The organism is Paraburkholderia lycopersici, assembly GCF_900096975.1.
GTDB lineage: Bacteria > Pseudomonadota > Gammaproteobacteria > Burkholderiales > Burkholderiaceae > Paraburkholderia > Paraburkholderia lycopersici.
On sequence record NZ_FMYQ01000021.1, the window covers coordinates 77,482 to 93,208 of the forward strand.

15 protein-coding genes are annotated in these 15,727 nt (G+C 65.8%); 11 read left to right on the forward strand and 4 right to left on the reverse strand.

The genetic code is table 11. The annotated features are described in order from the left end of the window. Window positions 1-4 precede the first annotated feature (4 nt). The 11 genes from BLU17_RS21335 to nagZ all read left to right on the forward strand — a co-directional run bounded on the left by BLU17_RS21335 (window position 5) and on the right by nagZ (window position 11,520). Entirely contained in the window at window positions 5-1,066 is a 1,062-nt protein-coding gene (locus BLU17_RS21335; protein ID WP_092001020.1) for a MucB/RseB C-terminal domain-containing protein, read from the forward strand. 25 nt (window positions 1,067-1,091) lie between these two features. After that, the gene (locus BLU17_RS21340; protein WP_092000859.1) at window positions 1,092-2,618 is read left to right on the forward strand and encodes a DegQ family serine endoprotease; all 1,527 of its coding nucleotides are present in this window, start codon (window positions 1,092-1,094) and stop codon (window positions 2,616-2,618) included. A 16-nt stretch (window positions 2,619-2,634) separates the two neighbouring features. Further along, on the forward strand, window positions 2,635-2,958 hold the full coding sequence (locus BLU17_RS21345) for a glutaredoxin family protein (RefSeq protein ID WP_092001023.1): 324 nt from the start codon (window positions 2,635-2,637) through the stop codon (window positions 2,956-2,958). 180 nt (window positions 2,959-3,138) lie between these two features. Next, on the forward strand, window positions 3,139-4,932 hold the full coding sequence (lepA, locus tag BLU17_RS21350) for a translation elongation factor 4 (RefSeq protein WP_092000862.1): 1,794 nt from the start codon (window positions 3,139-3,141) through the stop codon (window positions 4,930-4,932). Between the two features lie 33 nt (window positions 4,933-4,965). After that, a complete protein-coding gene (lepB, locus tag BLU17_RS21355) occupies window positions 4,966-5,862 on the forward strand; it encodes a signal peptidase I (protein ID WP_092000865.1) in 897 nt (298 codons plus the stop codon). A 224-nt stretch (window positions 5,863-6,086) separates the two neighbouring features. Further along, window positions 6,087-7,259, forward strand: coding sequence for a ribonuclease III (gene rnc, locus BLU17_RS21360; protein ID WP_092000868.1), 1,173 nt, complete (start codon window positions 6,087-6,089; stop codon window positions 7,257-7,259). A 54-nt stretch (window positions 7,260-7,313) separates the two neighbouring features. Next, the gene (gene era / locus BLU17_RS21365) at window positions 7,314-8,219 is read left to right on the forward strand and encodes a GTPase Era (RefSeq protein WP_092000870.1); all 906 of its coding nucleotides are present in this window, start codon (window positions 7,314-7,316) and stop codon (window positions 8,217-8,219) included. 17 nt (window positions 8,220-8,236) lie between these two features. Further along, entirely contained in the window at window positions 8,237-9,214 is a 978-nt protein-coding gene (gene recO / locus BLU17_RS21370) for a DNA repair protein RecO (protein ID WP_092000873.1), read from the forward strand. Then, complete coding sequence (gene pdxJ, locus BLU17_RS21375; protein ID WP_092000875.1) at window positions 9,211-9,975, forward strand: pyridoxine 5'-phosphate synthase; 765 nt, start codon at window positions 9,211-9,213, stop codon at window positions 9,973-9,975. Before recO ends, pdxJ begins: the two co-directional genes overlap by 4 nt. Before the next feature lie 52 nt (window positions 9,976-10,027). Then, a complete protein-coding gene (gene acpS / locus BLU17_RS21380) occupies window positions 10,028-10,426 on the forward strand; it encodes a holo-ACP synthase (protein ID WP_092000878.1) in 399 nt (132 codons plus the stop codon). 53 nt (window positions 10,427-10,479) lie between these two features. Further along, on the forward strand, window positions 10,480-11,520 hold the full coding sequence (gene nagZ, locus BLU17_RS21385) for a beta-N-acetylhexosaminidase (RefSeq protein ID WP_092000881.1): 1,041 nt from the start codon (window positions 10,480-10,482) through the stop codon (window positions 11,518-11,520). 103 nt (window positions 11,521-11,623) lie between these two features. Here nagZ and BLU17_RS21390 read toward each other — a convergent pair whose 3' ends face one another. The 4 genes from BLU17_RS21390 to earP form a co-directional block, all read right to left on the reverse strand. Continuing rightward, a complete protein-coding gene (locus BLU17_RS21390) occupies window positions 11,624-13,009 on the reverse strand; it encodes a sigma-54-dependent transcriptional regulator (protein ID WP_092000884.1) in 1,386 nt (461 codons plus the stop codon). A 275-nt stretch (window positions 13,010-13,284) separates the two neighbouring features. Continuing rightward, window positions 13,285-13,494 (reverse strand): CsbD family protein, encoded by a 210-nt coding sequence (locus BLU17_RS21395; RefSeq protein WP_092000887.1) that lies wholly within the window; start codon window positions 13,492-13,494, stop codon window positions 13,285-13,287. 282 nt (window positions 13,495-13,776) lie between these two features. Beyond that, entirely contained in the window at window positions 13,777-14,334 is a 558-nt protein-coding gene (gene efp, locus BLU17_RS21400; protein WP_092000892.1) for an elongation factor P, read from the reverse strand. A 152-nt stretch (window positions 14,335-14,486) separates the two neighbouring features. Continuing rightward, on the reverse strand, window positions 14,487-15,680 hold the full coding sequence (gene earP / locus BLU17_RS21405; protein ID WP_092000895.1) for an elongation factor P maturation arginine rhamnosyltransferase EarP: 1,194 nt from the start codon (window positions 15,678-15,680) through the stop codon (window positions 14,487-14,489). Window positions 15,681-15,727: the final 47 nt, after the last annotated feature.

Here is a 15,727-nt window from a genome sequence, read left to right on the forward strand (position 1 = left end):
CTTGATGCAGACAGTGCGGTTGAATAACAAGACGATCTGGGGGCGGTTGCCGGCATTCCTTTGCTGTGCAGCCGTGATGTTCACCGCTCTGTCCGCCGTTTCGCGCGCCCACGCGCAAGGCGCGTCGGCGGCCGATCCTGCGGCGCGCCAGAGCGCCGCACAATGGCTCGACCGCATCCAGCAGGCCGCCCAGCAGCAGAACTACGAAGGCACGTTCGTCTACCAGCGCGGTGAGTTCGTGCAGTCCTCGCGCATCACGCATTACGCCTCGAAGGCCGACGGCGAGTTCGAGAAGCTCGAAAGCCTCGACGGCAAGCCGCGCACGATGCTGCGCCACAACGACGATCTCTACACGTTTGTGCCCGAGCGCAAGCTGCTTGTCGTCGAAAAGCGCCAGAACAAGGACGCGTTCCCCGCGCTCCTTTCCACGAACGGGGATCGGGTGCTGGCCGTCTACGAGCCGAAGATGCTTGGCACCGACCGCGTGGCGGGCCTCGACAGCCAGGTGATCGAGCTCGATCCGAAGGATAGCTTCCGCTTTGCCTACAAGCTGTGGGCCGACGCGAAAACCGGTCTGCTGCTGCGTTCGCAAATACTCGATCCGTCGAACGGCCAGGTGCTTCAGCAGCTCGCGTTCACACAGGTGCGCGTTGGCGCGCCAGTCGACAAGACTCCCATCGTGAACGGCATGCGCAATCGCGCGGGCTGGACGGTGGTGCGTCCGCCGCTTCAGCCGGTCGACATGGAGGCGCAGGGCTGGTCGTTCGGCGCGCCCGCGCCGGGCTTCCTCAAGATTCGCGAGGTGCGCCGCCCCATGGCCTCGCGCGACGCGAGCGACCCGCCCATTCCCGTCGATCAGGCCGTGTTCTCGGACGGCCTTTCCACCCTTTCCGTGTTCGTCGAACCGGTCAGGAACAACAGCCGCAAGGAAGGCTCGGGCAGCAGCGGCGCGACTCACGTGCTCGTGAAGCGCAGCGGCGATTACTTCATTACGTTGCTTGGCGAAGTGCCCCAGAGCACGTTGCAGCAGTTCGCGTCTGCCATAGAATACAAGGCTCCCAGGTAACCTCCTTCCTTCGGCTGACTTCGATATGACGATTCTCCCGCTGCGCAAATTCTTCGCGGCCGCGGTCGTGGCGGCGTGCCTGCCGTTCGCGCCGCACGTGGCATCGGCGGCGCCGGCTGCCAATCTGCCCGATTTTGCCGACCTGGTAGACAAAGTGGGGCCGTCGGTCGTCAATATCCGCACCACCACACGTGTTTCGACGTCGCAGCGCGGCCTGCCGCCGGGCATGGACGACGGCGACATGTCGGAATTTTTCCGCCGCTTCTTCGGCATTCCGCTTCCGCAGGGGCCGCAGGGCGGCCAGTCGCCGCGCGGTGGACAAGGCGGCGGGCAGGGCGGTGGCGGTCAAGGCGGCGGTTCGGACTCGGGCCCGGACAGCGGCAATGACACCGAGCAGAACAGCGGCGTCGGCTCGGGCTTCATCCTTTCGGGCGACGGCTACGTGATGACCAACGCGCACGTGATCGACGACGCCGACAGCATTTACGTCACGCTCACCGACAAGCGCGAATTCAAGGCGAAGCTGATCGGCGTTGACGACCGCACCGACGTCGCCGTGGTGAAGATCCAGGCGTCGAACCTTCCGGCCGTGACGATGGGCGATTCGAACAAGGTGCGGGTGGGCGAGTGGGTCGTCGCGATCGGGTCGCCGTTCGGCCTCGAGAACACCGTGACGGCGGGCATCGTGAGCGCGAAGGGGCGCGATACCGGCGACTATCTGCCGTTCATCCAGACCGACGTGGCCGTGAATCCCGGCAACTCCGGGGGGCCGCTCATCAACATGCAAGGCGAGGTGATCGGCATCAACTCGCAGATCTACAGCCGCACGGGCGGCTTCATGGGCATTTCGTTCGCGATTCCGATCGACGAGGCGATGCGCGTGGCGGATCAGCTGAAGTCGACGGGCAAGGTCACGCGTGGCCGCATCGCCGTCGCGATCGGCGAAGTGACGAAGGACGTGGCCGACTCGCTCGGCCTGCCGAAGGCGCAAGGCGCGCTCGTCTCCAGCGTCGAACCGGGCGGCCCGGCCGACAAGGCCGGCATCCAGCCGGGCGACATCATCCTCAAGTTCAACGGCGTGAACGTCGATGCCGCGACCGACTTGCCGCGCATGGTCGGCGACACGAAGCCGGGCACCAGGGCCACCGTCACGATCTGGCGCAAGGGCGCGACGCGCGATCTGCCGATCACGGTCGCCGAAATGCAAACCGATAAGGGCGCCAAGGCCGATCAGAAGAAGGCGCCCGAGCCCAAGCCGCGCGCATCGAATGCGCTCGGCCTGGCGGTGGTCGACGTTCCCGCTGACCAACTGGCCCAGCTCAAAATCAAGGGCGGCGCGATGGTGGACTCGGTGGACGGCCCGGCTGCCCGCGCCGGTCTGCAAAAGGGCGACATCATCCTGCGCGTGGGCGACACGGACATCACGAGCGCGAAGCAATTCCAGGACGTGACCGCCCGTCTCGATCCGCAGAAGATGGTGGCCGTGCTCGTGCGGCGCGGCGACAACACGCAGTTCGTGCCGCTGCGTCCGCGCGCGCCGGGGCAGAAGTAACCGGATGGGCACGCCCATGCGGACTTCGTCGGGGGCGCAGGGCGCGCTCGATCGTGCGAGCGCGTACCTCGTGCTGTACGGCCGCGCGTGGTGCCATCTGTGCGACGAGATGCGCGTGGCGCTCGAGCCGCTCGCCTCGGCGGCGGGCGCGCGGCTCGACATCATCGACGTCGATTCCGACCCCGCGCTGCAGGCGCGCTACGACGAACTCGTGCCGGTGCTGCTCTGCGACGGTATCGAACTGTGCCATTACCGTCTCGACGAGGCGCGCGTGCGCGCCACGCTGGGCCTGAGCGCCGACATACCGTGCGTGCCGCCCATCCCGCCGGGTGGTGCGTGAAACGCGCAACCGGCGCGCCGCGCCGCGCGATACGTCTCCCATGGCATGACGGATCCGCTACATCACCGGACGGTTCGCCCGTGGGACCCCTTTTCGGATAAAATAGTCCGGTTTTTCATCTGTTTACGAGGCGTGCCCAGCTATCGTTGGGGCGCGCCTTTTTCGCTTGATCGGCACTGAATGGATCATATTCGTAACTTCTCGATCATTGCGCACATCGACCATGGCAAGTCGACGCTCGCCGATCGCATCATCCAGCTGTGCGGCGGCTTGTCCGACCGCGAAATGGAATCGCAGGTGCTCGACTCGATGGATCTCGAGCGCGAGCGCGGCATCACGATCAAGGCACAGACCGCTGCGCTCTCGTACAAGGCGCGTGACGGCCAGGTCTACAACCTGAACCTCATCGACACGCCGGGCCACGTCGACTTCTCGTACGAAGTGAGCCGTTCGCTCTCCGCGTGCGAGGGCGCGCTGCTCGTCGTGGACGCGAGCCAGGGGGTCGAGGCGCAGACGGTCGCGAACTGCTACACGGCCATCGAACTCGGCGTCGAAGTGGTGCCGGTGCTCAACAAGATCGACCTGCCGGCCGCGAATCCCGAGAACGCCATCGCCGAAATCGAGGACGTGATCGGCATCGACGCGACCGACGCCACGCGCTGCAGCGCGAAGACGGGCCTCGGCGTGGACGACGTGCTCGAAGCGCTGATCGCGAAGGTGCCGCCGCCCAAGGGCGACCCGGACGCGCCGCTGCAGGCGCTCATCATCGACTCGTGGTTCGACAACTACGTCGGCGTGGTGATGCTCGTGCGCATCGTCAACGGTACGCTGCGTCCGAAGGACAAGATCAAGCTGATGGCCACCGGCGCGCAGTATCCGGTCGAGCACGTCGGCGTGTTCTCGCCGAAGTCGCGCGATCTCGAACAGCTTTCGGCGGGGCAGGTGGGCTTCATCATCGCCGGCATCAAGGAACTGGCCGCGACGAAGGTGGGCGACACCGTCACGCACGTCGCGAAGCCGGCCGCCGAGCCGCTGCCGGGCTTCAAGGAAGTGAAGCCACAGGTGTTCGCGGGCCTCTATCCGGTCGAGGCGAACCAGTACGACGCGCTGCGCGAATCGCTCGAAAAGCTCAAGCTCAACGACGCCTCGCTGCAGTACGAGCCCGAAGTCTCGCAGGCGCTCGGCTTCGGCTTCCGCTGCGGCTTCCTCGGTCTCCTGCACATGGAAATCGTGCAGGAGCGCCTCGAGCGCGAGTTCGACATGGACCTCATCACCACGGCGCCGACCGTGGTGTACGAAGTCGTGCAGCAGGACGGCAGCCAGATCATGGTCGAGAACCCGGCGAAGATGCCGGAGCCTTCGAAGATTGCCGAGATCCGCGAGCCGATCGTGACCGTGAACCTGTACATGCCGCAGGACTACGTGGGCTCGGTCATCACGCTCTGTACGCAAAAGCGCGGCAACCAGATCAACATGCAGTACCACGGCCGCCAGGTGCAGCTCACCTACGAAATCCCGATGGCCGAAATCGTGCTCGACTTCTTCGACCGCCTGAAGTCGGTGTCGCGCGGCTATGCGTCGATGGACTACGAGTTCAAGGAGTACCGCACCTCCGACGTCGTGAAGGTCGACATGCTCATTAACGGCGACAAGGTCGATGCGTTGTCCATCATCGTGCACCGCTCGCAGTCGCAGTACCGCGGCCGCGAAGTGGCGGCGAAGATGCGCGAGATCATTCCGCGCCAGATGTACGACGTGGCCATCCAGGCGGCGATCGGCGCGCACATCATCGCGCGCGAGAACATCAAGGCGCTGCGCAAGAACGTGCTGGCCAAGTGCTACGGCGGCGACATCACGCGCAAGAAGAAGCTGCTCGAAAAGCAGAAGGAAGGCAAGAAGCGCATGAAGCAGGTCGGCTCGGTCGAGATTCCGCAAGAGGCCTTCCTCGCCATCCTTCGTGTCGAAGACAAATAAGCTACGCAAATAAGCCGCACAACGGACCTCTACATGAATTTTGCGCTGATACTCTTTGTGCTCGTCGTTTTGACGGGTGTCGCGTGGGTTGCAGACAAACTGGTTTTCATGCCGCGCCGGCGTCTCGCCGCCGACGCGGCGGTCGCGGAATTCGACCGTCAGCAGGAGCGTGTCGGCGAGCGTTTCGCCGATGAAAACGCTCCCGTCACGCGCCAAAACCTGCGCAACGAGAAGCTGCGTCAGCCGTGGTGGCTCGAATACACGGCGAGCTTCTTTCCCGTGATCCTGGTCGTGTTCCTCGTGCGCTCGTTCGTGGTCGAGCCGTTCAAGATTCCGTCGGGTTCGATGGTGCCCACGCTGCTGGTGGGCGACTTCATCCTCGTGAACAAATTCGACTACGGCATCCGTCTGCCGATCACGAATACGAAGATCACGCAGGGCCGTCCGCTTGAACGCGGCGACGTGGTCGTGTTCCGCTATCCGAAAGACGAATCGGTCGACTACATCAAGCGCGTGATCGGCCTGCCGGGCGACGTGGTCTCCTATGAGGACAAGCAGCTTACGGTGAACGGCAAGCCGGTTCCGGAAGTGCCGCAGGGCGATTACTTCGACGAAGAGCGCATTGGCTACGCGAAGCAGTTCACCGAAGACCTCGGCAACGGCCGCAAGAACAACATCCTCAACAACCCCGCGGTGCCGCCGTTCATCGTGGGCGCCGAGGATTATCCGTATCGCGACAATTGCCAGTACAACGCGCGCGGCGTGGTCTGCAAGGTGCCGCCCGGCCACTATTTCATGATGGGCGACAACCGCGACAACAGTGCGGACAGCCGCTACTGGGGTTTCGTGCCCGATGCGAACATCGTGGGCCGCGCGTTCTTCATCTGGATGAACTTCAGCAATCTGCGTCGCATCGGTTCGTTCGAGTGACGGGCGTTCGATGGCCGTGCGCCATGCACGATGCAGACGCCGCGCAATGCAGCAGTAGGGCAGCAAAGCAGCAGCAATAAAAAACGTATGCGCGAACACGAGTCCTGGCTGTATCGCATCTTCGCGCGCTACTTGAAGAACCCCCGGTAACGTCGCTTCATCACGGTTTTTCGCCCGCCGCCCCCCGTTTTCGCCGGGGGCGGCGGGCGCGTTATACTCTCCCCATGCCCCAATCTCCGTTGGAAAGCCGTTTGCGCTACGAATTTCGCAATGCGGAATTATTGCGCCAGGCTTTGACCCACCGCAGTCACAGTGCCACGCATAACGAACGCCTCGAATTCCTCGGTGATTCGGTTCTGAATTGCGCGGTGGCTGCCCTATTGTTCCAACGCTTTGGCAAGCTGGACGAAGGCGATCTTTCGCGCGTGCGGGCGAATCTCGTCAAGCAGCAGTCGCTCTACGAGATCGCTCAGGCCCTCAATATTGCCGACGGCCTGCGTCTTGGCGAGGGCGAGTTGCGCAGCGGCGGTTTCCGCCGTCCGTCGATTCTCGCGGACGCGCTGGAGGCGATCTTCGGCGCGATCTTCCTCGACGGCGGCTTCGACGCGGCTCAGACCGTCATCAAGCGCCTCTACGTGCCGATCCTCGATCACATCGATCCGCGCACGCTAGGCAAGGATTCCAAGACGCTGCTGCAGGAGTACCTGCAAGGCCACAAGATCGCGTTGCCGACCTACACGGTTGTCGCCACGCATGGTGCGGCGCACAATCAGCAGTTCGAAGTCGAATGCACGGTGCCCAAGCTCGACGTGAAGGTGTCGGGCTCGGGCGCCAGCCGCCGCGCGGCCGAGCAAGCCGCGGCGAAAAAAGCGCTCGACGAGGTCATGGCGGCCGCCCCCGCGCTGGTCGCCAAGCCGCGCCGTTCCAAGGGTGCGCGTGCCCCAAAAGCCGAGCCTGAGGTCGTTCCGGGCGTGACGGGCGTGCAGGGTGCGCTCGACCTGCGTGCGCCGGAGCGTCGCGAGCGCGTCTCGACACGCGTAGAACGACCCGCGCCGGCAGCGGCGGCGGGCGAAGCCGCGCCGCTAGCGGTGATTCGTGCGGCGCACGTGCAGGAGCGCCCGGCCGAGAAGGACAAGCCCGCCGAGAAGGCCGAGCGCGCCGTCGATAAAACCAGCGACAAGCCTGCCGACAAGGCCGCAGACAAGCCTTCGGGCTTCGACGCCGTGCCGAGCGCCGGCTCGATCGGCCACCGTTCGGCGGCGGCGAAAGCCGAACCGGCGCTGCGCACCGTCGTCGAGCGCGTGCAGACCGCGTCCGGCGGCAGCGGTGCCAACACCGACGAACACGCCGAAACCAGCGCGGCAGTCCCCGTGCGCGCGGCCGATGCCGGCCACTGATCCCACTCAGGCGCGCCACGAGCGCGCCTCCCGTTTTTCTATTCCGGTCCGATCATGAACGCTCCCACCTCCACTCCTGCCGGTTTCCGTTGCGGCATGGTCGCGATCGTCGGCCGTCCGAACGTCGGCAAATCGACACTGATGAACGCGCTGGTCGGCCAGAAGATCAGCATCACGTCGCGCAAGGCGCAGACGACGCGCCATCGCATCACCGGCATCAACACGATCGACGACGCGCAGTACATCTTCGTCGACACGCCCGGTTTCCAGACGCGCCACAGCACGGCGCTCAACCGGTCGCTCAACCGCGCGGTGACCTCGACGCTCAGTTCGGTCGACGCCGTGCTGTTCGTGATCGAGGCGGGCAAGTTCGGTCCCGACGACCAGAAAGTGCTCGACCTGATTCCGCCCAAGGCGCCCACGATCCTGATCGCGAACAAGATCGACCGGGTGAGCGACAAGGCCACGCTTTACCCGTTCATCCAGCAGGTTCAGGGTCTGCGCGAGTTCCGCGAGATCGTGCCGCTCTCGGCGAAGAATCCCGACGACATCAAGCGCCTGCTCGAAACGCTCAAGCCGTATCTGCCCGAAGGCGAGCCGATCTACGGCGAGGACGATCTCACCGACCGCAGCGAGCGCTTCCTTGCGGCCGAAATCCTGCGCGAGAAAGTGTTCCGCTGGACCGGCGACGAACTGCCGTACACGAGCACCGTGCTCATCGACAAGTTCGAGCAGGAGGGCCGCCTGCGCCGTATCTTCGCGACGATCCTCGTCGAGCGCGACAGCCAGAAGGCGATGGTGATCGGCCAGAAGGGCGCGAAGCTCAAGCAGATCAGCACCGAGGCGCGTCTCGACATGGAAAAGCTCTTCGACGGTCCGGTCTACCTCGAGACCTTCGTGAAGGTGAAGAGCGGCTGGGCCGACAACGAAGCCGGGCTGCGCGCCTACGGTTACGAGTAAGCACGACGGGCACGCGTATGAGTGACGGCGCAGCCGGAACCCTGCACGACGACTGGCCCGCTCACGGCGAGGCGCAGGCCGGCGAGGCATTCGACGCCCGCGACACGCGCAATCCGCGCACGAAGGCCGCGAAAGCCGGCAAGGTGACGAAGGCGGCTGGCGCGACGAACGCCCTGGCCGAATGCGCCGACGCCGTGCCCGAAGGCCGCGCCGAACCGCGCAATGCCCGCAAGACCACGGCGCGCTCGCAATTGCCGCGCGCTTCGCGCAGCGCAACACCCGACTACCGCATCGCCGAACAGCCGGCTTTCGTGCTGCACAGCTATCCGTACCGCGAAACGAGCCTCATCATCGACGTGCTGTCGCGCGATCATGGCCGCGTCGCGCTCGTCGCGAAGGGCGCGAAGCGTCCGCATTCTGCGCTGCGCGGCGTGCTGCAAACCTTCCAGCCGCTTGCGCTTTCGTGGACCGGCAAGGGCGAGGTGCGCACGCTCACGGGCGCCGAATGGGTGGGCGGCATGTTGCCGCTAACCGGCGACGCGCTCCTGTGCGGCTTCTACGTGAACGAGCTGCTCGTGAAGTTTCTCGCGCGCGAGGACCCCCATCCCGAACTCTTTCGACACTACGTCGTGACGCTCACGCGCCTCGCGCACGACGAGCCGCCCGTGCAGGTGCTGCGCTCGTTCGAGCGCGTGCTGCTGCGCGAAACGGGTTACGCGCTCGCGCTGAACCGCACCGTGAACCGCAAGACCGTGGTGGCCGAAGGGCGCTACGTGTTCGACCCGGAACGCGGCGTGCGCGAAGCGTCGGACGAATGGCCGGCGCAATGGCCCGTGCTTTCGGGCCAGACGTTGCTCGACATGGAAGAGGACGATTACCATCGGCCTCAGACCGTTGCGCAGAGCAAGGCGCTCATGCGCTTCCTGCTGAATGCTTACCTCGGGGGCACGCCGCTCGCGACGCGCCAGATACTGATCGACCTGCAGAACCTATGAGCTTCTTTCTCACTTCGCCAAACGTGATCGACCTCGGCGTCAACATCGACCACGTCGCCACGCTGCGCAACGCGCGCGGCACCGCCTATCCCGATCCGGTTCGCGCGGCACGCCTTGCCGAAGAGGCGGGCGCCGATGCGATCACGCTGCATCTGCGCGAGGATCGCCGGCATATCGTCGATGCCGACGTGCGCACGCTGCGCCCCCAACTGACGACGCGCATGAATCTCGAATGCGCCGTGACGGCCGAGATGCTCGACATCGCCTGCGAGATCCGGCCGCACGACGTTTGCCTCGTGCCCGAAAAGCGCCAGGAGCTGACGACCGAAGGCGGGCTCGACGTCGCGGGCCACTTCGACGCCGTCGCGGCCGCATGCCGCCAACTGGCCGACGCGGGCTGCCGCGTCTCGCTCTTCATCGACCCGGACGAAACGCAGATCCGCGCGGCCCACGAAGCCGGCGCGCCCGTCATCGAACTGCACACGGGCCGCTACGCCGAGGCGCACGACGCCGGCGAGCAGGCGCGCGAATTCGAACGCGTGGTGACCGGCGTGAACTGCGGCAACAGCCTCGGCCTGAAGGTGAACGCCGGGCACGGCCTGCACTACACGAACGTGCAGCAGATCGCGGCGATCGAAGGCATCGTCGAGCTGAACATCGGTCACGCGATCGTGGCGCATGCCATCTTCGCGGGCTGGGAGAACGCGGTGCGCGAAATGAAGGCGATCATGGTCGCGGCGCGCCTCGGCGCGCGCGCCTGACGCTGTGCCCCTTGCGGCGAGCACGCAAACGACATTCACCGGCGGGAATCCCATGGCGATCTACGGAATCGGCACCGACATCATCCAGGTGAGCCGCGTGGCGGCGGTCATGGAGCGCACCGGCGGGCGCTTCGCGCCGCGCGTGCTCGGCCCGGACGAACTCGCCGTCTACGAGGCGCGCAAGGCGCGCTCGCAAGCGCGGGGCCTCGCGTATCTGTGCACGCGCTTTTCCGCGAAAGAGGCGTTCTCGAAAGCGATCGGCCTGGGCATGCGCATGCCGATGACGTGGCGCGCCATGCAAACCCTCAACGAGCGCAGCGGGCGCCCGGTGATCGTCGCGTCGGGCGAGCTTGCGAAGTGGCTCGACGAGCGCGGCATCACGGCGCGCGTGAGCATCACCGACGAGCACGACTACGCGGTGTCGTTCGTGATCGCGGAAACGAGCCGCTAATCCCGCAGCCAGGCTTCGCCGTGCGCCGCGCGGCATCTACACAAAACAGATCGATGAAGAAACTTTCCGGACCGGTAATGCTCGACGTGGTCGGTACCGCGCTGACCGACGACGACGTGCGCCGCCTCGCGCATCCTGTGACCGGCGGCGTGATTCTGTTCGCGCGTCACTACGAGAACCGCGCGCAGCTCGTCGCGCTCACCGACGCGATCCGCGCGGTGCGCGAAGATCTGCTGATCGCCGTCGACCACGAAGGCGGTCGCGTGCAGCGCTTTCGCACCGACGGCTTCACGGTGCTGCCCGCCATGGGGCGCCTCGGCGCGCTGTGGGACAAGGACGTGCTGCTCGCCACCAAGCTCGCGACAGCGGTGGGTTACATCCTCGCGAGCGAATTGCGCGCGTGCGGCATCGATCTCTCTTTCACGCCCGTGCTCGATCTCGGCTACGGCCAGTCGAAGGTGGTGGGCGACCGGGCGTTCCATCGCGACCCGCGCGTCGTCACGCTGCTCGCCAAGAGTCTCAATCACGGGCTCGCGCTGGCGGGCATGGCCAATTGCGGCAAGCACTTTCCAGGGCACGGTTTCGCGACCGCGGACTCGCACGTCGCGGTGCCTGTCGACGAGCGTCCGCTCGAAGCGATCCTCGGCGAGGACGCGCTGCCTTACGACTGGCTCGGTCTGTCGCTCTCGGCGGCGATGCCGGGGCATGTGATCTATCCGAAGGTCGATTCGAAGCCCGCGGGTTTCTCGCGCATCTGGGTCGAGGAGATCCTGCGCAAGCGGTTGCGGTTCACCGGCGCGATCTTCAGCGACGATCTCTCGATGGAAGCCGCGCGTCAGGGCGGCACGCTCACCGAGGGGGCGCGCGCGGCGCTCGAAGCAGGCTGCGACATGGTGCTGATCTGCAACCAGCCGCACGAGGCCGAGAAGGTGCTCGATGCGCTGCGTGCCGGCGACCCTCGTCGCGCGGCGAAGGCGTCGAGCCAGCGCATCAGGCGCATGCGCGCGCGCGGCAAGGCGCTGCGCTGGGACAAGCTCGTGGCGGACCCGGGCTACATCGAGGCACAGGCATTGTTGCGCAGCGTATTGCCCTGACTGGTCCCAATCCTGTTTGCAGCCGCCGCAGTAGCGTCGGCATGAAAAAGGCTGCTCTTCGAACACGAAGGGCAGCCTTTTTGCATGGTGCGCCTTTGCGGACTCAGTTCAGCCGCATGCGCTGCAGCTTGTTGTAGAGCGTCTTCGGGCTGATGCCGAGCAGGGACGCGGCGCGATGCCGCGTGCCGCCCACGGCGTCGAGCGTCGCGCGGATCAGCATTTCTTCCACGTCGGCGAGCGGCGTGCCCACGGTCACCTGCACGCGGCCGCCGTTCATCTCGCGCGAGCCCGCGCCGCTGCTTTCCTCGGCCTGCAGGGTTTCCAGCACCTCGCCCGAGGCGTGCCATGCGCGCTGCACGCGTTCGTGCAGTTCGCGCACGTTGCCGGGCCAGTCGTAGGCGAGGCATTCGCGGATGAACGAAGGCGCGACGAGCCGCGTCGCACCGGCGAGGCCATGCGCTTGCGCCTCCTGATTGAGCTCGTCGACGCACGCACAGGCGAGGAGGGCGGCGTCATCGTCGCGCTCGCGCAGCGGCGGCAACTGGACCGCCGCGGCGTCGAGGCGCCGCCACAGATCGTCGTGCAGAGTGCCCTGTTGCACGGCTTCGCGCGGGATGGCGCGCGTGGCCGCGATCAGGCGGAAATCCGTGCCGACTTCGCTGTTGCCGCCTACGCGCATGAAAGTTTGCGAATCGAGCGCGCGCAGCAGCGTTTCCTGCTGCTCGCGCGGCAGGTCGGTGAGTTCGTCGATGAAGAGCGTGCCGCCGCTCGCCTGATCGACGAGGCCGGGTTCGCGCTGCTCCGCGCCTGAGAAGGCGCCGCGTTCATGGCCGAACAGCACGCTCGCGAGCGGGCGTCCGCTGGCCGCCTCGGCGATGAGCGAGCGCGCGTCGCAAACGACGAACGGCCCTTTGCGGCGGCGGCTCAACTGATGCAGCGTGCGCGCGGCGACCTCTTTGCCGGTACCGGCCTCGCCATGCACAAGGAGGGCGGATTCGGTGGGCGCCAGTTGCTCGAGCGTGTCGTAGACGTGCTGGATCGCGCTGCTGCGGCCGAGCATGGGCCCGAAACGGCCCATGTGGCGCAGCGTCGCACGCAGCGCGCGGACTTCCTCGCTCAGTTCGTATGGACGCGGGATGCGCGCCAGAAGGCTGCGCAGGCGCGGAATGTTGACAGGCTTGAGCAGATAGTCCCAGATGCCGTGTCGCAGACCTTCGATCGCACTTTCGACCGTGGCGTTGCCGGTCATCACGATAACGGGCAGCGCGCCGCCCGGCGGCTGCGCGGGCAAGTGGGGCAGCAGTTCGAGGCCGCCGCCGTCGGGCAGGTTCAGGTCGACGAGCACGACGTCGGGAATGAAGCGCGCGAGTGCGGCGCGCGCCTCGGCGAGCGAGGCGGCAGTGTCGACGGAGAAACCATCGGCCGACAGGATCGCGGAGAGTCCTGACAGACTGTTCGGGTCGTCTTCGACAATCAGGGCGTGTGGCATGGCGGTAGCGGCTTACGGATGAGCGCGGTTGCGCCGGCGCGCCGCGTTCCGGGGCAAGCCCCGGCAACGGCTGCGCAGCGCGCGGCACGATACGAAAGATTTCACCGAGATCATCGAGATGTCTCGAAGCGGGGTGTTCAGTTCCGGTTCTCCCAGTTGTGCTGCGCCAGCAGCCGTGCAGCGGCGCCAGCCCCAGGCACGTGGCGCTGTGGCGAGCTCGCCCCCGGGCCTGGCTGCAAGTGGCCGATCGTATCGGCCATGCCGGCGACGGCGCGTCAGTCGCGCGGCCGGTTTGCGTCGAACCAGCGGCGCACCTCCAGTTCCGCCTCGTCGCGTGTTTTCCCGTAACGTTCCTGGATCAGCCCGGCGAGTCGGTCCGCGCGGCCCTCGGCTTTCGTGAGCTCGTCGTCCGTGAGTTCGCCCCACGCTGCTTTGGCCTTGCCGATCATCTGCTTCCACTTGCCTTCAGCTATGTCGTTGTTCATCTATTTCTCCTGATTGAGGAAAGAGCGTCGGAATGGATGCTCGATCACCAGCAGCAGAAACCGTGCCGCGGATATGTCAACCTTGCCGGTGCGCGCCAGCCTCGCACCCCGTGAGGCGGCAACTACGCAATTCAGTGCGCATAACCGGTAAGGTTTTCCGTAGCACTCTCAAAACATACACGTTCGAGATAAAAAGAAAAAGCGCCCCGAAGGGCGCTTTGACAACGGTGTCCGCCACTGCAATCGGCGGACGCCCTTGCGCTGCGGAGCGCGCGGTCGGGCTTATGCGCGGCTGCGGTATTCGTTCGTGCGCGTGTCGATTTCGATCTTGTCGCCGATGTTGCAGAAGAGCGGCACTTGCAGTTCGAAGCCGGTGTTCAGCTTGGCGGTCTTCAGGACCTTGCCCGACGACGTGTCGCCCTTGACGGCCGGTTCCGTGTAGATGATTTCGCGCACCAGCACGGTCGGCAGTTCGACCGAAATGGCCTTCTCGTTGTAGAACACGACTTCGCAAGCCATGCCGTCTTCGAGGTAGTTCAGGGCGTCGCCCATCATCTCGCCCTCGACTTCGTACTGGTTGTAGTCGGCGTCCATGAACACGTACATCGGGTCGGCGAAGTACGAATACGTCACTTCCTTGCGGTCCAGCACGACGACGTCGAACTTGTCGTCCGCCTTGTACACCGTTTCCATACCCGCGCCGGTCAGCAGGTTCTTGAACTTCATCTTCACGACGGCGGCGTTGCGGCCCGACTTGTTGTATTCGGCCTTCTGCACGACCATCGCGTCGTTACCGATCATCACGACGTTGCCGACGCGGAGTTCCTGTGCGGTCTTCATAAAAAAACTGTCCTGTCCAGATTAAGTAGCTTCGAGTGTGCTCGACGGCAAACGTCGCAAGCGGATTCGGATGGTGCGACCCTCTTTCAAGCCTGTGCCGAAGAGGGATGCGAAAGTCGAAGCGCTTGAGACGGCTGCCGTCGGATAACCGCTTATTTTAACTGACTTTTTGCGAATTCGGCGAGATTTCCGGCGAGGTCGCCCACCTGCGCCAGTTCGCCCGCCCACGCGTTCGCGCGTGCCGCGTAGACGGGCAAATGCTGGGCGAAATCCTGCCAGTCGAGGACGCCGCGACCGTTCCATGCATGCCAGAAGCGTTCGAGCGCGGCGCGCGGCGCCTCGGGCAGCGTGCGGGCGTAGTGCGCGAGCGCGGCGTCGAGTTTGGGCAGGTGGGCGTCGTCGGCTTGCGGGTAGATGTGCCAGACGAAGGGCCGCGCGGACCACTGCGCGCGCACGAACGAATCCTCGCCGCGCACGAAGTTGAGGTCGCTTGCCCAGAGCAGGGGGTCATAGCCGCGCTGCTCCGTGAACGCGAGCGCATGCGCGCGCAGCGCGCCGCGCGTGGCCCGCGAACCCGCGGCGAACGCCGGTTCGCCGAAAAAGCGCGCGAGCGCGCCCGAGATGCGGCCCTCCGGTACGAGCAGGACCACTGGCTTCGCGCTGCCGCACCACTGCTCGAGCAGGCCGTCGACGGCGGGATTCTCGTAGGCGAAAAGCGAGATCACGGTGGCTTCGGGGCCGGGCGGCGGTCCGCCTGTCGCGCGCTGCCACCACTCGGCGCGCGCATCGCGCGAGCGTTCGAACGCGGCGCGCCCGGCGTCGAGCGTGCGCTCCTTGAGCACGCCGCCCGTGCCGGGGCCGAGGCCGGGAAAGAAGAAGTACTTGGCGAGTGCATAACGCGGGTGAGGCGAGGGCCGCAAATGAAAGTCGGCCACCCAGTCCTCGGCGCTCAGATATTCGAGGTTGAGCCAGACGGGCTTGCGCGCGCGTTCGGCCATGGCGGCCACATAAACGGGCGGCAGCTCGCACGCAAACGCTTCGATCACGACATCGGCGATCTGCAGCGTATCGCCGGCGTGCGTGGGCTCGCGCCAATGTTCGACGAGCACGCCCTCGACCGCCTGCGTCGCGCGGTTTGTGTCGAGCGTGGGGCAGAGCTTCTGGAACGCGTGCAGGTCGTCGACGAACAGGCGCACCTGCCAGCGGTGTTCGTGCGAGAGCTGGCGCGCGAGCCGCCAGCACACGCCGATGTCGCCGAAATTGTCGATCACGGCGCAAAAGAGATCGCAGGCGACGCGCGTATCGGTCATATCGGGCACCGCGGAGGGGGAGTGGACTTCAGTCATGGCGAGGCAGTGAGCGAAGAGACGAACTGCGGACGAACTGCGGACGA